Annotated in this window: 16 protein-coding genes and 1 pseudogene; 11 read left to right on the forward strand and 6 right to left on the reverse strand. The window is 63.3% G+C overall.

The window, feature by feature from the left end; all coding sequences use genetic code 11:
• Positions 1-69: 69 nt before the first annotated feature.
• Together GGQ90_RS21460 and GGQ90_RS21465 are read left to right on the forward strand one after the other, a co-directional pair.
• Positions 70-1,179, forward strand: a complete 1,110-nt coding sequence (locus tag GGQ90_RS21460) for a sensor histidine kinase (RefSeq protein ID WP_188083914.1) — start codon at positions 70-72, stop codon at positions 1,177-1,179.
• Positions 1,180-1,184: 5 nt separating this feature from the next.
• Positions 1,185-1,931 carry a LytR/AlgR family response regulator transcription factor gene (locus GGQ90_RS21465; RefSeq protein ID WP_188083915.1) on the forward strand — a complete coding sequence of 249 codons (747 nt, stop codon included), beginning with the start codon at positions 1,185-1,187 and terminating at the stop codon, positions 1,929-1,931.
• Positions 1,932-2,101: 170 nt separating this feature from the next.
• On the opposite strand, the gene GGQ90_RS21470 is transcribed toward GGQ90_RS21465, so the two are convergent.
• The 5 genes and pseudogenes from GGQ90_RS21470 to GGQ90_RS30020 form a co-directional block, all read right to left on the reverse strand.
• On the reverse strand, positions 2,102-3,400 hold the full coding sequence (locus GGQ90_RS21470; RefSeq protein WP_246428368.1) for an OprO/OprP family phosphate-selective porin: 1,299 nt from the start codon (positions 3,398-3,400) through the stop codon (positions 2,102-2,104).
• Positions 3,401-3,553: 153 nt separating this feature from the next.
• Positions 3,554-3,895 (reverse strand): UrcA family protein, encoded by a 342-nt coding sequence (locus GGQ90_RS21475; RefSeq protein ID WP_188083917.1) that lies wholly within the window; start codon positions 3,893-3,895, stop codon positions 3,554-3,556.
• A 575-nt stretch (positions 3,896-4,470) separates the two neighbouring features.
• Complete coding sequence (locus tag GGQ90_RS21480) at positions 4,471-5,286, reverse strand: phosphotransferase family protein (RefSeq protein ID WP_188083918.1); 816 nt, start codon at positions 5,284-5,286, stop codon at positions 4,471-4,473.
• Between the two features lie 90 nt (positions 5,287-5,376).
• Complete coding sequence (locus GGQ90_RS21485; protein ID WP_246428369.1) at positions 5,377-7,095, reverse strand: YadA-like family protein; 1,719 nt, start codon at positions 7,093-7,095, stop codon at positions 5,377-5,379.
• Positions 7,096-7,149: 54 nt separating this feature from the next.
• A pseudogene (locus tag GGQ90_RS30020) lies at positions 7,150-7,707 on the reverse strand (hypothetical protein); the annotation flags it as partial.
• Positions 7,708-7,948: 241 nt separating this feature from the next.
• On the opposite strand from GGQ90_RS30020, the gene uvrA reads away from it, so the two are divergent.
• The 9 genes from uvrA to GGQ90_RS21530 all read left to right on the forward strand — a co-directional run bounded on the left by uvrA (position 7,949) and on the right by GGQ90_RS21530 (position 15,269).
• Positions 7,949-10,864: an excinuclease ABC subunit UvrA gene (uvrA, locus tag GGQ90_RS21490; protein WP_188083920.1), complete on the forward strand. Its 2,916-nt coding sequence runs from the start codon at positions 7,949-7,951 to the stop codon at positions 10,862-10,864.
• A gap of 17 nt (positions 10,865-10,881) precedes the next feature.
• On the forward strand, positions 10,882-11,994 hold the full coding sequence (locus GGQ90_RS21495; protein WP_188083921.1) for a hypothetical protein: 1,113 nt from the start codon (positions 10,882-10,884) through the stop codon (positions 11,992-11,994).
• Positions 11,995-12,155: 161 nt separating this feature from the next.
• The gene (gene relB, locus GGQ90_RS21500; protein WP_188083922.1) at positions 12,156-12,326 is read left to right on the forward strand and encodes a type II toxin-antitoxin system RelB family antitoxin; all 171 of its coding nucleotides are present in this window, start codon (positions 12,156-12,158) and stop codon (positions 12,324-12,326) included.
• Positions 12,323-12,601, forward strand: coding sequence for a type II toxin-antitoxin system RelE/ParE family toxin (locus GGQ90_RS21505; RefSeq protein ID WP_188083923.1), 279 nt, complete (start codon positions 12,323-12,325; stop codon positions 12,599-12,601). The genes relB and GGQ90_RS21505 overlap by 4 nt, the downstream gene beginning before the upstream one ends.
• 3 nt (positions 12,602-12,604) lie before the next feature.
• Complete coding sequence (locus tag GGQ90_RS21510; protein ID WP_188083924.1) at positions 12,605-13,156, forward strand: hypothetical protein; 552 nt, start codon at positions 12,605-12,607, stop codon at positions 13,154-13,156.
• On the forward strand, positions 13,131-13,325 hold the full coding sequence (locus GGQ90_RS21515; protein ID WP_188083958.1) for a hypothetical protein: 195 nt from the start codon (positions 13,131-13,133) through the stop codon (positions 13,323-13,325). The genes GGQ90_RS21510 and GGQ90_RS21515 overlap by 26 nt, the downstream gene beginning before the upstream one ends.
• A 102-nt stretch (positions 13,326-13,427) precedes the next feature.
• Positions 13,428-14,585 (forward strand): hypothetical protein, encoded by a 1,158-nt coding sequence (locus GGQ90_RS21520; protein ID WP_188083925.1) that lies wholly within the window; start codon positions 13,428-13,430, stop codon positions 14,583-14,585.
• Positions 14,586-14,753: 168 nt separating this feature from the next.
• On the forward strand, positions 14,754-14,969 hold the full coding sequence (locus tag GGQ90_RS21525; protein WP_007706481.1) for a cold-shock protein: 216 nt from the start codon (positions 14,754-14,756) through the stop codon (positions 14,967-14,969).
• A 96-nt stretch (positions 14,970-15,065) separates the two neighbouring features.
• A complete protein-coding gene (locus GGQ90_RS21530) occupies positions 15,066-15,269 on the forward strand; it encodes a hypothetical protein (protein ID WP_188083926.1) in 204 nt (67 codons plus the stop codon).
• Here the strand turns inward: GGQ90_RS21530 and GGQ90_RS21535 are convergent.
• Positions 15,260-15,862: a hypothetical protein gene (locus GGQ90_RS21535; RefSeq protein ID WP_188083927.1), complete on the reverse strand. Its 603-nt coding sequence runs from the start codon at positions 15,860-15,862 to the stop codon at positions 15,260-15,262. The two genes, GGQ90_RS21530 and GGQ90_RS21535, sit on opposite strands and share 10 nt — an antisense overlap.
• Between the last annotated feature and the right edge of the window lie 92 nt (positions 15,863-15,954).

The raw sequence follows: 15,954 nt of genomic DNA on the forward strand, positions 1-15,954 counted from the left end.
GCCAAGGCGCTTCGACCAGCATCGCGCACGGGGGGCGACAGCGCGCTCGCTCTGGCGTAGATATCCTCCATGACACTTCCCACCGAAGACGGGCCACGCGGCGTGGCGCCTGCCGTCGCCCTTTATTCCATCATCGGCTTCTGGTTCTTCTATGCCGTGCTGATCAGCCTGCGCGCGGCGGTGGTCGGCTTTGATTCCCAGATCGAAATGGCGGCGCGGCGCGCGGTGGTGACGCTGATCGGCATCATCGTCACCTGGGTGCTCTACCTCGTGCTGCGCCGGTTCGATGGCAAGCCGCTGATGATCCGGGTGGTGGCCGCCTTCTCGCTCGCCGCCCCCTTCGCGCTCGCCATGGCGGCGGCCAATTTCTATGTCTTCAACATCTATGATCCGGTCAGCATGTTCCCCGATGCGGATCATGAGAAATATACCCAACAGGGCTATGCCCTGACCGCGATCCTGGAAGATGCGCTCAGCCGCTATTTCTTCCTCGCCGCCTGGGCCGGCCTCTATCTCGCCCTCTCCTATGCCAGCGAAGCACATCGCACCGAACGCCGCGCCGCCCGGCTGGAACGCGCCGCGCAGCAGGCCGAACTGCGCTCGCTGCGCTATCAGGTGAACCCGCATTTCCTGTTCAACACGCTCAACTCGCTCTCCTCCCTGGTGATGAAGGACCGGCGCGACGAAGCCGAACAGATGATCATGTCGCTCTCCAATTTCTACCGCACCAGCCTGACCGGCGATCCGCTCGACGAGGTGCCGCTGGAGGAGGAAGTCCATCTCCAGAAACTCTATCTGGATATCGAGGCGGTCCGCTTCCCCGATCGGCTCGCCACCCGGATCGACATTCCCGCCGACCTGCTCAATGCCTGCGTGCCGGGCCTCATCCTCCAGCCTCTGGTCGAAAATGCGATCAAATATGGCGTCTCGCGCACCGCCAGCCCGGTCGAGATCACGATCAGCGCGCGCGAGGAGCACGGCCTGCTGCACCTCGTCGTCGCCGACAATGGCGACAAGCCGCCCAGCCCCGCCGATGGCGGCAGCGGCATCGGCCTGGCCAATGTGCGCGACCGCCTGTCCGCCCGCTTTGGCGATCAGGGCCGGATCGACTATGGTCCGCAGGCCGATGGCGGCTTTGCCGTCAATCTCTTCCTTCCCATCACCCGCCGGGGTTGCTGACGCCGATGTCCATCCGCACCATGATCGTCGATGATGAGCCGCTCGCGGTCGAACGGCTGCAGATGCTGTGCGCGCGCGAACCGCGCATCGCGCTCGTCGGCACCGCCAATGATGGCGAGGCGGCGCTGCGCCTGGTCGAGGGGCTCAAGCCCGACCTGCTGCTGCTCGACATCGCCATGCCGCTGCTCGACGGCATCGGCGTCGCCCGCGCGATCAGCCAGATGGGCATTCGCCCGGCGATCATCTTCGTCACCGCCTTCGAAAGCTTCGCGGTCGAGGCGTTCGATCTTGCCGCGATCGATTATCTGCTCAAGCCCGTCGCCCATGATCGCCTGACCCGCGCGGTCGACCGGGTCGAACAGGCGCTGCGCAGCCGCGAGGGCGAGGATGGGGTGAGCGCCCCGGCCGATCCGGCGCCCGAATGGGCCGAGGAATTCTGGGTGCCGCACCGGTCCGAACTGGTCCGCATCGCCGCCGACCAGATCGACCGGATCGAGGCGGAGCGCGACTATATGCGCCTCCATGTCGGCGCTCACAGCTATTTGCTGCACCAGACCATCAGTTCGCTGGAGGAACGGCTCGATCCCCAGGCGTTCGTCCGCCTGCACCGCTCGCACATCGTCCGCCGCCCGCATATCGCGCGGCTGCGTCACGACGGCAGCGGCGTCTGGTTCGCGGCGCTGGCCGACGGCAATGAAATCCGCATCGGCCGCACCTATCTCGCCAATGCACGGGCCATGACCGGACGCTAACCGGGCGCTGAGAGTCCTTTTGGGAATGTCCGCACCCGCCCGCCCCCCCCACCCGGCCACCCAGACATTGTACCCTGATGGGTGGCCGGGAGGGGGTGCGGGCTGGTGCCGCATCGGAAATGCGCCCTTCCGCGCATTTTCCAAAAAGCCGCTGAGCGCCTGCTACGCGCTCAATAGACCCACTGGATGCGCGTCAGGAACGTATCGCTCTCGCCGCGCTCGCCGAACCGGTCGAGCCATGTGTGCCCCCAGGTCGCGCCGAATTTCCAGCGCGTCGTCGCCCACCAGTTGAGGCCCAGCATCGTCTTCTTGAAACGGCCGCCCTCGATGCCGTTATCGTCCAGGTCCATTTCCGAATAGCGCGCGACCAGTTCGGGCGCGCCCCAACGGCCCTTGGGGATGACGCGCCGGGCATAGCCGACATTGCGGTCATAGGGCCGGGTTTCCCCGGTCAGCACCCAACTGCCGGTCACATACCAGCCATGGAAGACCGGATCGCGAAATTCGCGCGAATTGGTGCGGTTCACTATATATTCGCCCAGGAACGAGACCGGCCCCACATTCAGCAGCGCCTCCCCGGCAAAGCCGTCGCTGCCCTGGGCGGCGAACTTGCCGGTGTCGATCGCATATTCGCCGACATTGGTTTCCGCCCGGCCGCTGTAGCGGACCGTCTGGTCTGCCGCCGCATGGCGATAGGCGACGCCGAGATGCAGGAACTCGTTGCGGTCCGGCACATCCCAGATCAGCCCGGTCAGGCGCGCCGAATAATCCCAGCCGCGATCGCTCTTGCTGTTGAAGTCCCAGCTATCCTTGTAGGCGCCGGCCGAAAAGGTCGCCGCCTTGTTCGCGCCCAGCACCTGGACGAAGCGGACGCCGAAATTGCGCGACACGAAGAAGGGCGTCAGCACGCGCTCGCTATGCGGCAAATTGGCCGAATCCCCGACCATTTCATAGGAGAATGTCTCCTTGGTCTTGCCCACCGTCATCTTGGTGCGGCTACCCAGCGGAAAGGTCAGCGCCGCATCGGTCAGCTTCCATTTCTGCTCGGGGGCGGTGTCGAACCCCTTATATTCGCCACTGACCTGATAGCTCACCCGATAGGTGCCGCCGATCGATCCGGTGAGGCTGAGGCGCGCCGCGCGCACCTGAAATTCGTCGTTCAGCCGGCCGACCTGATCCTCGCTGATCGCATCCTGGCTGAAATCGGTCCAGTCGCCGATCATCACCAGCCCGAAGCGGATCTTGAAGAAAGGCTGTTCCTTGCTCGGATCCGCCGGCTTGGCCGGTGCGAAGTCGGGGAAAACATAGTGCGGCGTCTCATCCACCGCATGGACATCGCCACCGCTATGATGGCCGATCGGCTCATAGAGCGATTCCGTGCTCTGCGCCTGGACGGCAGACGCCTGAAATCCCCCCATCAGCGCGATTGCCATGATGACGGGCGAAGTGCTGCAAAGACGCGCGCGCATGACCATTATCCCCTTGAACCTGCCTCTCCTGATCGCCGAAAGCCGCGCACCGGGCCATCGGGTGAAATACCGATAAGGGGGCGGCTACGCTGCGCACGAAAAAAGGCCCGGCTTGCGCCAGGCCCCTTTCCTTCTCGGCGTGTCCGCCGCGGGTCAGTTGCCCACGACCGCGCGCGCATCCTTGGCATCGGCATAGCGCTCGCTGCTGGCGGCGCGGGCAATGGCGGTGGCGATCGGCGCTTCGACATGCGCGATCGCGGCCGAACGGCAGGCGCTCATGGCGGCCAGGTCGCTGGTGGCGCATACCTTGTTGGCTGCGCGCGCGATCCGGCTGCGCAATTGCTGCTGGTCGGCATGGCGGGTCAGGTTCAGGTCGCCGAAGCGAACCTGCGTGGTACGACCGTTGGACTTGAATTCCTCGGCCGAAGCGATGCCGGAACCGGCCAGCAGGGCGGCGGCACCCAGCGCAGTGATGATCTTGGTGGTGGCGAACATGGCGTGTCTCCTCAAAACTGTCATGGCATCCGGCAGCGTCATCAGGGGGCGTCGACGGGCCGGATGCGAACGGTTCGGCGGGGGTCTTTGGGGGCGTTGCGCCATGTCCCGTTCGCCCATCCTGTTTACGCGGATGCCCGTTCCACCGCCCGTGCGCTTCGACCGGCAACCATCGGCATCGGCCAACGACCGATCCATCGACCAAGGGCGGATTTGCGGGGACGAACGACCGGACGAATGACATTCGTCCACGAAACGACATCGCTTTCCCTAGGGGAAACTACGGAGATGAAAGGGACGCGGACATGAAAACGCCCCCGGCGCAAGGGATGCCGGGGGCGTATCCGGATGCTGTCGGGCACTCCAGATCTTGTCTCAACTGTTACCGTCAACACGGCACCATCGGCCGTGAACCGTCGCTTAACGCGCTGCTCTCTGGCCTGTTTCCATGTCAGAATAGCGACAGTGCATGCGCACGGGACGATGCTTCGATGACCGGCGCCCAGCATCCGCCGGGCGGCATCGGCCGGGGACGAACCACCCACCGCCATCCACCAACGACATCGGCCCCGATCTCAGGCGTCCGGCGACGGCAGTCCGGCGCGGCGCAACGCCTCGGCCAGATAGGCGGCAAAGGCCGCGTCGCGCCCCGGCAACCGATGCCGCAGCCAGCCCAGTCCCACCAGCGCCCGCCAGGCATTGAGCGCCTCGGGCTCCATCCCCGCCAGCTTGCGATAGCGTGCAACATAATAAGCGGTGGTGGCATCGCGCAGCCTGCCCTCCAGCCTCCCGGCCGACTGCCCCGGCCCGAACCGCATCAGCATCTCGCTGCGCACCACATCGGCCGCCGGGGCCGATCGGGCCGCCTTCGACCAGTCGATCACCGCCAGCCCGTCGCCGCTGACGATCAGATTGGCCGGGTGCAGGTCGCCATGGGACAGTCGATCGCCTTCGATCAACTGGTCCAGCCGGTCGATCGCCGCCGCGCGCAGCCGATCGCCGATCGGCGCCATCTCGATATCCTCGGCCAATATCGCCTTGCGGCTGCGCAGTTCGGGCAGGTCATGCGTATGGATGGCCCGCTGCAACGCCGCCATCGCGCCCATCGCCCAGCCGATCCGATGGGGATGGCGGACGATATGATGGAGCAGGTTCGGCCCCTCTATCTCGCTATAGATGATGCCCTGCCGGCCACCAGCCTCCGCGCGGCCGAATACGCAGGGCACGGGCAGCCCGGTTTCCTGGATCGCCTGCGCCATCGCATGTTCGCGGGCGATGATCCCGGCATCGACGCCTTCATGGAACAGCTTGAGCACCCGCCCCCCGTCCAGCCGATAGACCGCGGCAGAGGCGCCCTCGGCAATGAAGGTGGAAGGATCGGGCAGCATCATGCCCCTCGCCTGTGCCGCAGCCGGGCAGGATTGGCCAGTGTTTTTGCGATGGGTGCCGCAGGCGCTGATGGCCGGCGGCACCCATCCCCTTTACCAGCCGAAGGTCATGCCGACCCGGCCACCGGTCGAACCCTTGACGGTCGAACCGGCGAAGCCGCCGCTCATCCACACGCGCTCGGTAACCTGGGCCACCGCCGCGCCGGAAAAGCCCTGCTGGCCGCGATAGGTCGACAGGTTGAACGACAGGGCAAAGGTCGAATCCGGCGGCAGCAGCGTGCCCCCCATCGCCATGGCCGCCGCGATGCCGGCATTGGCCGCGCGCAGCTGCTGCTTCATGCCGACGACTTCGCCTTCCAGCGTGCCGACCCGGCCGCCAAGACCCGACAATTCGCCGACGTCCAGCGCCGCCGTCGCCAGATTGCCCGCCGCATCGGTCGTCACCAGGCTGACCGCGCCCGACTGGGCGGCCCGGCTGGCCGAGGATGTGATGCCGGCGGCGGTATAGGTCGAACTGGCCGAACCCAGCGCCACCTGGCCCTGCCGGACGGTGGTGACATTGGCACCGATCGCGATGCTATCGGCATAGACCGCCTGGGCGCCATTACCCAGCGCCACCGCGCTGGCACCATTGGCCGTGCTGGCATTGCCCAGCGCGACCGCGCCGTCGCCGGTGGCCGTGTTGTTGGCGCCGATCGCAACCGCACCGGTGCCGGTCGCGACATTGGGATCGCCGATCGCCACTGCGCCATTGCCGCTCGCGCGATTGGCATAGCCGACCGATACGGCTGCGCCGTTGGTCGCCTGCGCGCCATTGCCGATGGCGACGGCATTGGCCGCCGACGCATTGGCGGCGTTGCCCATCGCAATGGCATTGGCGCCACTCGCGGTCGGGGCAGCGCCCGATCCGTTGGCTGCGATATAGGCGGTGCGGGCCGCTGCCGCATCAGCGCTGCTCTTGGCATCATTGGCGGTCGCCAGCGCGCTGTTGGCGGTTCCGGCGATACCATTGGCGACAGTCAGCGCCTCGGTCGCGCTGCTGCTGGCCGTGCCGATCTGCGCCAGCGCATTATTGGCGATGTCGCGCGTCTCGTTGCCATAGGCGATCGCCGTATCCGCCTTCACGCCCGCCGCATCGGCGGATGCCTGCGCCGTTGCCGCATTGGCGAGCGCCGTGTTGGCGGTGCCCTGTGCAGCAGCCGCGTTGGACAGCGCCGTGTTAGCCGTGCCCTGCGCGGTCGCCGCGTTGGCAAGTGCCGTGTTAGCCGTCCCCTGCGCCGCCGATGCATCGGCCTTCGCGCTATTGGCGGCATCCTGCGCCGTGGCCGCATTGGCCAGCGCTGTATCGGCCGTCGACTGGGCGGTCGCGGCGTTAGCAAGCGCCGTATTGGCGGTGCCATTCGCCGTCGTCGCGGTCGCCAGAGCGGTGTCGGCGGTGGACTGGGCAGCCGCCGCATCGGCCTTGGCGCTATTGGCCGTGCTCTGTGCAACAGCCACACCGGCCAGCGCAGCATCGGCCTTGCCATTGGCGGTATCCGCCGTCGCCTGCGCCGTCGCGGCGTTGGCAAGGGCCGTGTCGGCGGTGCCCTGTGCTGCGATGGCTGCGGCGTTGACCGCGTTCAACTGCGACAGGTTAACCGCATCCGTCGCTTCGGTCCCCGCAGCCAGATTGGTGATCTGACGTTCCGCACCAACATTACCGATCGAAAGACTGTTTTCTCTCGTCGTTAGCGAGCCATTACCCAACGCGATGCTGTTGAATGTATTAGCAGTCGCACCATACCCAAGAGCGACATTGTTATAAGCTGCCATCGTCCGGCTACCGATAGCCAAGGATGCCACACCTGCCTCGCTTGCATAACCAATGGCAATACTGTCTTGAGACTCGGCACTACTCAGCGATCCGAGAGCAAGCGAACGAGCACCAGAGGCCCATCCGAGAATCGCAATCGCGCCGCTGCTTGAAGTGGCTCCTCGACCAATAGACACCCCGTCGTACGCCGAGGCCCCTGCACCAATAGCCACCCCGCCTGCCAACAAGCTTGACGCATACGAGCCGATGGCAATGGCGCGTTCCATTGTGACCATACTATTATCGCCTAGAGCGATGCTCTGCTCTCCCGAAGCGAGAGCCCCATAACCGAGGGCACTACTCTGTGCTCCAATCGCACGAGCATCATATCCAATTGCAGTGGCCCTGGAATAGGCGAATGGATAATCGGGGTGTCCTGCAATTGCATTGCTGCCTACCGCAACGCTCGAACTACCATAAGTTTGAGCATCAACACCGCATTCCGTGCTATCGGTATATGCCCCCTCATTGCATTCCGCCGTCTCGTCGGCGCGTGCCATACCGGCCGTGGCGAGCGCGCACAGACTGATCCCCGCCGCGACGCTGCGCGACAGGCCAAATTTCTTCATCATGAAACAGACTACTCCTACAGACCAAAGGTGCAGTCGGAGGGGACGGCTCTCAAGCTAGCCCCCGAATCATCCCCTCTTCCCCCACTCTGACACCGGTAGCCACCACCTATTCCCTGGTAAAGCGGGGCCGGAGGGAAAAATTGCGGACGGGCTGGAACCCATATCGGCGGCTTCCTATCTTGGCGGCCGGGCGTGCGTGCACCCCCTTGCCCCCACAGAACAAATCTGGAACAAGACGCCCATGAGTCTTACGCATATTTCGGTGCGCGGCGCGCGCGAGCACAATCTCAAGGGCGTGGACGTCGATCTGCCGCGCGACAGCCTGATCGTCATCACCGGCCTCTCGGGCTCGGGCAAGTCCTCCCTCGCCTTCGACACCATCTATGCCGAGGGGCAGCGCCGCTATGTGGAGTCGCTCTCCGCCTATGCGCGCCAGTTCCTGGAGATGATGCAGAAGCCCGATGTCGAGCATATCGAGGGCCTCAGCCCCGCCATCTCGATCGAGCAGAAGACCACCAGCCGCAACCCGCGCTCCACGGTCGCCACAGTCACCGAAATCTACGACTATATGCGCCTGCTCTGGGCGCGCGTCGGCATCCCCTATTCGCCCGCCACCGGCGAGCCGATCAGCGCCCAGACCGTCAGCCAGATGGTCGACCGCGTCATGCTCCTGCCCGAAGGCACCCGTTTCTACCTGCTCGCCCCGGTGGTGCGCGGCCGCAAGGGCGAATATCGCAAGGAACTGGCCGAATGGCAGAAGGCGGGCTACACCCGCGTCCGCATCGACGGCGAACTCTACCTGATCGAGGATGCCCCCGCCCTCGACAAGAAATACAAGCATGACATCGAGGTCGTGGTCGATCGCCTGGCGGTCAACGCCGACATGGCCACCCGCCTCGCCGACAGCTTCGAGCAGGCGCTCAAGCTCGCCGACGGCCTCGCCTATGTCGACCTGGCCGAGGGCGTGGTCCCCGGCCGCGAAGACGAAGCCCAGTCCGCGGGCAAGATGAAGAATGCCGGCATCCCCGCCAACCGCATCGTCTTTTCCGAGAAATTCGCCTGCCCGGTCAGCGGCTTCACGATTCCCGAGATCGAGCCGCGCCTCTTCTCCTTCAACGCGCCGCTGGGCGCCTGCCCGGCCTGCGACGGCCTGGGCGAGCGGCAGGAGTTCGACCCCGAACTGGTCGTCCCCAACGAAGCCCTCTCCCTGAAGAAGGGCGCCGTCGTCCCCTGGGCCAAGTCCAACCCGCCCAGCCCCTATTATATGCAGGTGCTCGGCTCCCTCGCCAAGGAGTTCGGCTTCAGCCTCGAAACCCCCTGGGCCGAGTTGCCGGGCGAAGTGAAGCTCATCATCCTCCACGGCACCGGCGGCAAGCCCGTCACCCTGCGCTTCGTCGACGGCAAGAAGTCCTACGAGGTCCAGAAGCCGTTCGAGGGCGTGATCGGCAATTTGAACCGCCGCCTGCTCCAGACCGAAAGCGCCTGGATGCGCGAGGAACTGAGCAAATATCAGACCGCCATGCCCTGCGAGACCTGCCACGGCGCGCGCCTCAAGCCCGAAGCGCTCGCGGTCAAGATCGCCGGCGAGGATATCTCCGTCTCCACCCGCCGCTCGGTGGTGGACGCGCTCGCCTTCTTCTTGCGGCTGCCCGATGCGCTCAACGACCAGCAGAAGCAGATCGCCCGTGCCATCCTCAAGGAAATTGTCGAGCGCCTCGGCTTCCTCAACAATGTCGGCCTCGACTATCTGAACCTCGACCGCACCAGCGGCACCCTCTCGGGCGGCGAAAGCCAGCGCATCCGCCTCGCCAGCCAGATCGGCTCGGGCCTCTCGGGCGTCCTCTACGTCCTCGACGAACCCTCGATCGGCCTGCACCAGCGCGACAATGACCGGCTGCTCGTCACCCTCAAGCGCCTGCGCGACCTCGGCAACAGCGTCATCGTCGTCGAGCATGACGAGGATGCGATCCGCGCCGCCGACTATATTGTCGACATGGGGCCGGGCGCCGGCGTCCATGGCGGCACCATCGTCGCCCAGGGCACCCTGCCGCAGCTATTGGCGCACAAGGACAGCCTGACCGCGGACTATCTCAACGGCACCCGCCGCATCGACGTGCCCGCCAGGCGCCGCAAGGGTTCGGGCAAGAAGCTCACCGTCCACAATGCCCGCGCCAACAACCTCACCGGCGTCACCGCGTCGATCCCGCTCGGCACCTTCACCTGCATCACCGGCGTCTCGGGATCGGGCAAGTCCAGCTTCACCATCGACACCCTCTATGCCGCCAGCGCCCGCACCCTGAACGGTGCCCGCATCGTCGCCGGCCCGCATGACAAGATCACGGGCCTGGAACATTGCGACAAGGTGATCGACATCGACCAGTCGCCGATCGGCCGCACCCCGCGCTCCAACCCGGCCACCTATACCGGCGCCTTCACCAATATCCGCGACTGGTTCGCGGGCCTGCCCGAAGCCCAGGCGCGCGGCTACAAGCCGGGCCGCTTCTCCTTCAACGTCAAGGGCGGCCGCTGCGAAGCCTGCCAGGGCGACGGCGTGCTCAAGATCGAGATGCACTTCCTCCCCGACGTCTATGTCACCTGTGACGTCTGCCACGGCGCCCGCTACAACCGCGAGACGCTGGAGGTGAAGTTCAAGGGGATGAGTATCGCCGACGTGCTCGACATGACAGTCGAGGATGCGGTCGAATTCTTCAAGGCCGTGCCGCCGATCCGCGACAAGATGGCGATGCTCGCCGAAGTCGGCCTTGGCTATATCAAGGTCGGCCAGCAGGCCACCACCCTGTCGGGCGGCGAAGCCCAGCGCGTCAAGCTCGCCAAGGAATTGTCGCGCCGCGCCACCGGCAACACCCTCTATATCCTCGACGAACCCACCACCGGCCTGCATTTCGAGGATGTCCGCAAGCTGCTGGAAGTCCTCCACGCCCTGGTCGAACAGGGCAACAGCGTCGTGGTGATCGAGCATAATCTCGATGTCATCAAGACGGCGGATTATATCATCGACATGGGACCGGAGGGCGGCGTGAAAGGCGGCGAAGTCGTTGCGCAGGGCACGCCGGAACAGGTCGTGAAGGAACCCCGCAGCTTTACCGGGCGCTATCTGGCGCCGTTGCTGGGGCTGGAGGCTGTGGCGGCGGAATGAGCAACCGAAGGGGACATATGAATCCTAGCAGCACATTCAAACAATATGCCTCTCAACCAAATCACGGCGGCTATTTCGAAAGTTGCGGAAATGATAACATAGACAAATTTCTGTCATCCAGCCTTACCAGCATTAAAAATTGTGTAATTGGAATAACTAAAGATAATGCAGATTTATCATCAATTAATTATGGATTCACATGCAAAGACAATTTCTCTGCCCATTCATCCATATTCCATTCTGAAGATATTATAGCAATAAGCGCATGCCTGCCGCTAAAAATACTTAGCCTAGCCAAAGCTGCTTCAACTCTAAAATATGAACGAAATTCAGGATATTGGCTAAAATACACTGGAAACATTGAATACGATTTCAATAAATCATGGAAATTTAGACAATATATTGAAGATGAAAGTTTTTTAAATAAAACTGGTGACTACAATACAGATCACTTCATAGGAAGCATCACAGAAATTTCTATAAGATTTATAGGATTACATGAGTTTTTCCATATTGCCGCCGGCCACACAAGGTGGCTGAAAAAGACTTTTAGCATTGCATCAATTGATGATGGATTAGATTGTGAATCTGATGATCTACAAAACAGCATTGGCGATATAAAAAAGATTTTAGAATGGGATGCAGATTGCCACGCCATACACAGGCTAGTTTTAGCTACATTTAACGCTGCCCCCTCGGACAAGAGAGATGAATATGGGAAAAACATATTCACTATTAATCCATATGGCCCATATGGCGTGTGGCAACAGGCTGCATATTTTCTGATATTTTCGATAACGGTATGTTATTTTTTTCTATTCAATCAATCTCTTTCAATTTCAAGATATCATCCGGATAATCTTTTCAGAATGAGATCATCAATATACTATATTTTACAAATATCTTTTTCGATATCCGGCATACATCCAGAAACTATGATGCAAATTGTTATTCAAGCCTTAGGAGATTCTAAAAAATTTTGGGTGAATTTTTCTGAAAAATATTCGTTAGACTTCGACATTCTAGAATTTTTAAATATAAAAAATATCGAAAACGTTTTTGAAGATGAAAAGCCATATAGAGAAAAAATGTTATATTTCTTAAACAATGGCCTATCCAGAAGATTCTAAATCCAGAATTACAGGAGAAGTATCAATATGAATTCACAGTTAATTTACGGAATTGCGGTGAAATTTTATTCAGAACCCGAAGTTCTCCAAACCTAATCCATATCAGATCAATCTACCCCGCCCGGATTGGCTCCACTGCGCCCATCTGCTAGACGTTCCCCATGCCCAAACTTACCCCCATCGAGTCCGAGTTCGCGACAACCGAGGATGCGGAAGCTCATGACGCATGGGTCCGAGCCAAGGTGGAACGCGCACTGACCTCCAACAAGCCGCGCATCCCGCATGACGCAGTCATGGCCAAGGCGCAGGCCGTTCTCGACAAATATAAATGACCCTGCCGGTCGTCTGGGATGACGAGGCCGAAACGGCCCTCCTGACCATCCTCGACTATATCGGCCCGCGCAACAAGCCGGCGGCCGAGCGCCTCTATGCCGCCATCCGACACACAGCCGACAATCTGCCCAACCACCCTTATACGCATCGCCCCGGCCGCGCGCCCGGCACGCGCGAAGCCGTGGTTCATCCCAATTATATCCTCATCTACCGCGTCGGGATCGAAGCGATCGAGATATTGACGCTCGTCCACGCGCGCCAGCAATATCCCTGACCCTTGCCCCTCTACCGCCCCCAATTCGAGGCCGCCCTTCGCCTCCTCGCCCGGATCAGCGATGCCATGGTCGCGCGCGGCCTGTCGCGCCCCATACTCGTCGGCGGGGCGGCGGCGGAATTTTACTCGTCCAGCGCGCTGACGACCGGCGACTTCGACCTGTGCGCCATCGGACAGAGCGAACTGGAGGAGGAAATGCAGCGGGTCGGCTTCGTCCGCCCTTCGGGTTCCGGCCAGTCGCTGCGCGGCTGGATCCACCCCGACTTCAAACTCGGTTTTGAAATCGTCGCCGATGTGCCGATGGACGGCAATGTCGATGCGGCCCATATCCGTCTCGTCCGGCCGATCGGGGAAACGGCGCTGTTCCGCATCATTTCGGTCGAAGATTTGATCGCCGATCGCATGGGCCAATATGCGTCGGGCACGGCACGGGATCGGCTGGATCAGGCGCGCCTGCTGCTCGCCCTTCACCCCGACGCCGATATGGCGTATCTGGAACGGCGCATCCGCGAAGAAAGCATGGGCGATTATGGCGTCGAAGACATTAGCGATTGAGCCGGACGAGCCGGTCATCGACATGGCCGAACTGGGCGAGCGCTTGGCGCGTCGTCGCGCCGAACTCGGCATTAGCGACGCCGATCGGCCCCGTAACGCCGGCACCCGCCGCACCGACAGCAAGACAGCGTTGCTCAAGGCCATCAAGGATGTCGGCGGCGACTGGTAGGCGCGCACCCAAAGCCCCAAAAATCCTATTCCGCTGTCCTACACCCGGCCTTTCTGCCTACCCTTCCGGCAACGCGTCCTCTTTCCCTGAAAGGGCCTTGCCATGTCCTGCGCATTTCCGCCGATCACGCCGCCCCTGCCGGACACTATCCCCACGCCCGATCCGCAGCGGCGGGTCGATGGCTGGAGCCCGGCGCGCCAGCGGCGCTTCCTGGAGATACTTGCCGCCACCGGCGTCATCATGCTCGCCTGCGAAGGGGTGCGCATCACCGCGCGCTCGGCCTATACGTTGCGCATCCGCCATGACGGCGCCGCCTTTCGCCTGGGCTGGGACGCCGCGATCCTGATCGCCCGCGCCCGCCTGGCCGACGATCTCCTGTCGCGCGCGATCATGGGCAGCGAGGAGACCATCCGCAAGGATCCCGACAATTATGAGGTCCGCCGCCACCGCCATGACAATCGCCTCGCCATGTCGATGCTCGCGCGGCTCGATCGCATGGCCGACAGCCCGCCCGAAGGGTCGGATGCCGCGCTCGCCCGCGTCGTGGCGCAGGATTTCACCGCCTATCTCGACCTGATCTGCCCGGCCGAACAGGCCGACAAGGAGTCCGAACTGATCGGCCTGCCGCGCACCGGCATGGAACATATGGCCCGCAATATGGCGGACGCCCACCTGCTCAACGGCGATCAGCCCGAGACGCCCGAACCCGTCGAACCGGAGGCGGCAACCGCGCTCGCCCCCGCCGCCTCGGTCGCGCTCTTCATCGCCGCCCGGCTGGCGCTCCAGCCCGGTGCCAAGCGCCCCCAGAATCCCTCGGCCATCCAGCCCGGAATCTCGCCCTTTTCCGACCGCAATGAACGGTGTGAACTTCCGCCCCATATCAACCGCGCCGACCTGCCGCCGGAGGAGGCCGCGACCCGTTTGCGCGGCGTCTGGTGGGATGAGGATCGCGAGGAATTGCGCACCGATTATCCCGCCCCGCCCGGCTTCACCGGCGACCAGAGCGAGGATTATTACGATATCGACGATTATGACCGCGCCCTGACGCCCGCCGAGGAGGTCGCCTATGCCGCGGAGCTGGAGGCGCAGGCCCGCCCCTATGAGGATGCCGCCACCCGCGCCCGCGACGCCCGTTTCGGCTTCGCGCCGGGCAGCGACGCGGAAATCGCCGTGCTGGAAGCCGCCGGCCTGAACGGGGAAGAGGAAGAGGAGGCTGACGAGGCCTGGGAATCGGCCGAACCCGCGCCCGCGCCGGCCTGATCCCGGCGGCACGATTTGCTATTGCGGCCGATCTGCCCTATAGGGGTCGGGCTATAGTCGCAAATCGACGGTCTTCGGCGCTTTGCGGCACCTATCTCCTTCTTTCCCTGCCCCTCTAGCCCCCGGCGGGTCCACACGGGGCCTGCCGCACAGAAAGAAGGAAATATCATGAGCAGCATCACTGGCGTCGTCAAGTTCTTCAACGCCGACAAGGGCTATGGCTTCATCGCCCCCGACAATGGCGGTCAGGACGCGTTCGTCCACATCAGCGCCGTCGAGCGTGCCGGCCTCGCCACCCTGCGCGAGAAGGACCGCGTGTCCTATGACCTGGAGCAGGACAAGCGCGGCAAGATGGCCGCGGTGAACATCGCCCACGCCGAATAATCGGCCGGCCGGGATCGGTCGAATGATCGACCGGTCCGGATCGGGCGCCGCCCTGGCGTGGCGCCCGGCCCACTTCCTTGTCCAAAGGAGTTTTCGATGGCCCTCCCCGATTATCGCGCGCTCGCCGCTCAGGCCCATGCCGACGCCGACGCCGCGACCCTCGCCAATGTCCGCGACCGCTGCCTGCGGGCGGAAAATGCCTGGCTCGAAATGGCCCGGCGCCAGGATCTGACCGAAAACGCCCGCGCCCGCCGCGATGCGGTTGCCGCCGCTGCTGCGGCCGATCGCCGTCAGATATAATCCTCGGCAATGCTGGCGCCCAGCAGGATCAGGTTCGCCGCGATCAGCATCGCCATGTTCGCGCGCCGGTTCCTGATCCGCAGCAGCGCGACCAATAGCGTCAGCAGCCCCACCAGACCGCCCAGCAGGATCGGCGCGGCATAGGGGGCGAGCGGCCCGGCGGGGGCATCGGCCACCGGCCTTACCTCCTCCAGCACGCCTTGGCCGATCGTGACCGCGACATTGGCCAGCAGCAGCCCGCCGATCACCATCCGCTTCTGCCGGTCATACCAGTCGTCGAAATCGGGCCATTGTTCCGGCTCGTCGGGAAAGATCAGCGACGCGGCGAGATGATAGACACCGACGATAGCCAGCACCACGACCAGCGTCAGATAGCTCGCATCCATCTGGTCCCGCATGATATAGGCGCTGCCCCAGAAGCTGGTGAGATCCAGCAGCACGAACAGGCCGAGCAGCGGCGTCAGCCAGCCGATCCGCACCGGCTTGGCGGTCCGCTTGAGCTTCAGCGCGCGGGCAAAGCCGCCCAGCACCTCGGCGATCGCCAGCCCCAGCAGCAGCCCGAACACCGCGAACACCAGATCGAATGCCGTCATTGCCACCCCCGTTTTTCCGGCAACCCCCGCCACCGTCCGTCGCAAGACTAGCAAGGCCCGTCGCGGACGCAATCTTCCTTGGAACCCGCCGC

The organism is Sphingobium scionense, from assembly GCF_014197035.1.
Classification (GTDB): domain Bacteria; phylum Pseudomonadota; class Alphaproteobacteria; order Sphingomonadales; family Sphingomonadaceae; genus Sphingobium; species Sphingobium scionense.

Coding starts and splice junctions, on each gene's coding strand:
- GGQ90_RS21505 (WP_188083923.1), top strand. CDS start 12,323: ATGACCCTGCCGGTCGTCTGGGATGACGAGGCCGAAACGGCCCTCCTG.
- GGQ90_RS21470 (WP_246428368.1), bottom strand. CDS start 3,400: ATGCGCGCGCGTCTTTGCAGCACTTCGCCCGTCATCATGGCAATCGCG.
- GGQ90_RS21465 (WP_188083915.1), top strand. CDS start 1,185: ATGTCCATCCGCACCATGATCGTCGATGATGAGCCGCTCGCGGTCGAA.
- GGQ90_RS21485 (WP_246428369.1), bottom strand. CDS start 7,095: ATGGCAGCTTATAACAATGTCGCTCTTGGGTATGGTGCGACTGCTAAT.
- relB (WP_188083922.1), top strand. CDS start 12,156: ATGCCCAAACTTACCCCCATCGAGTCCGAGTTCGCGACAACCGAGGAT.
- uvrA (WP_188083920.1), top strand. CDS start 7,949: ATGAGTCTTACGCATATTTCGGTGCGCGGCGCGCGCGAGCACAATCTC.
- GGQ90_RS21515 (WP_188083958.1), top strand. CDS start 13,131: ATGGCGTCGAAGACATTAGCGATTGAGCCGGACGAGCCGGTCATCGAC.
- GGQ90_RS21475 (WP_188083917.1), bottom strand. CDS start 3,895: ATGTTCGCCACCACCAAGATCATCACTGCGCTGGGTGCCGCCGCCCTG.
- GGQ90_RS21495 (WP_188083921.1), top strand. CDS start 10,882: ATGAATCCTAGCAGCACATTCAAACAATATGCCTCTCAACCAAATCAC.
- GGQ90_RS21525 (WP_007706481.1), top strand. CDS start 14,754: ATGAGCAGCATCACTGGCGTCGTCAAGTTCTTCAACGCCGACAAGGGC.
- GGQ90_RS21480 (WP_188083918.1), bottom strand. CDS start 5,286: ATGATGCTGCCCGATCCTTCCACCTTCATTGCCGAGGGCGCCTCTGCC.
- GGQ90_RS21535 (WP_188083927.1), bottom strand. CDS start 15,862: ATGACGGCATTCGATCTGGTGTTCGCGGTGTTCGGGCTGCTGCTGGGG.
- GGQ90_RS21520 (WP_188083925.1), top strand. CDS start 13,428: ATGTCCTGCGCATTTCCGCCGATCACGCCGCCCCTGCCGGACACTATC.
- GGQ90_RS21460 (WP_188083914.1), top strand. CDS start 70: ATGACACTTCCCACCGAAGACGGGCCACGCGGCGTGGCGCCTGCCGTC.
- GGQ90_RS21530 (WP_188083926.1), top strand. CDS start 15,066: ATGGCCCTCCCCGATTATCGCGCGCTCGCCGCTCAGGCCCATGCCGAC.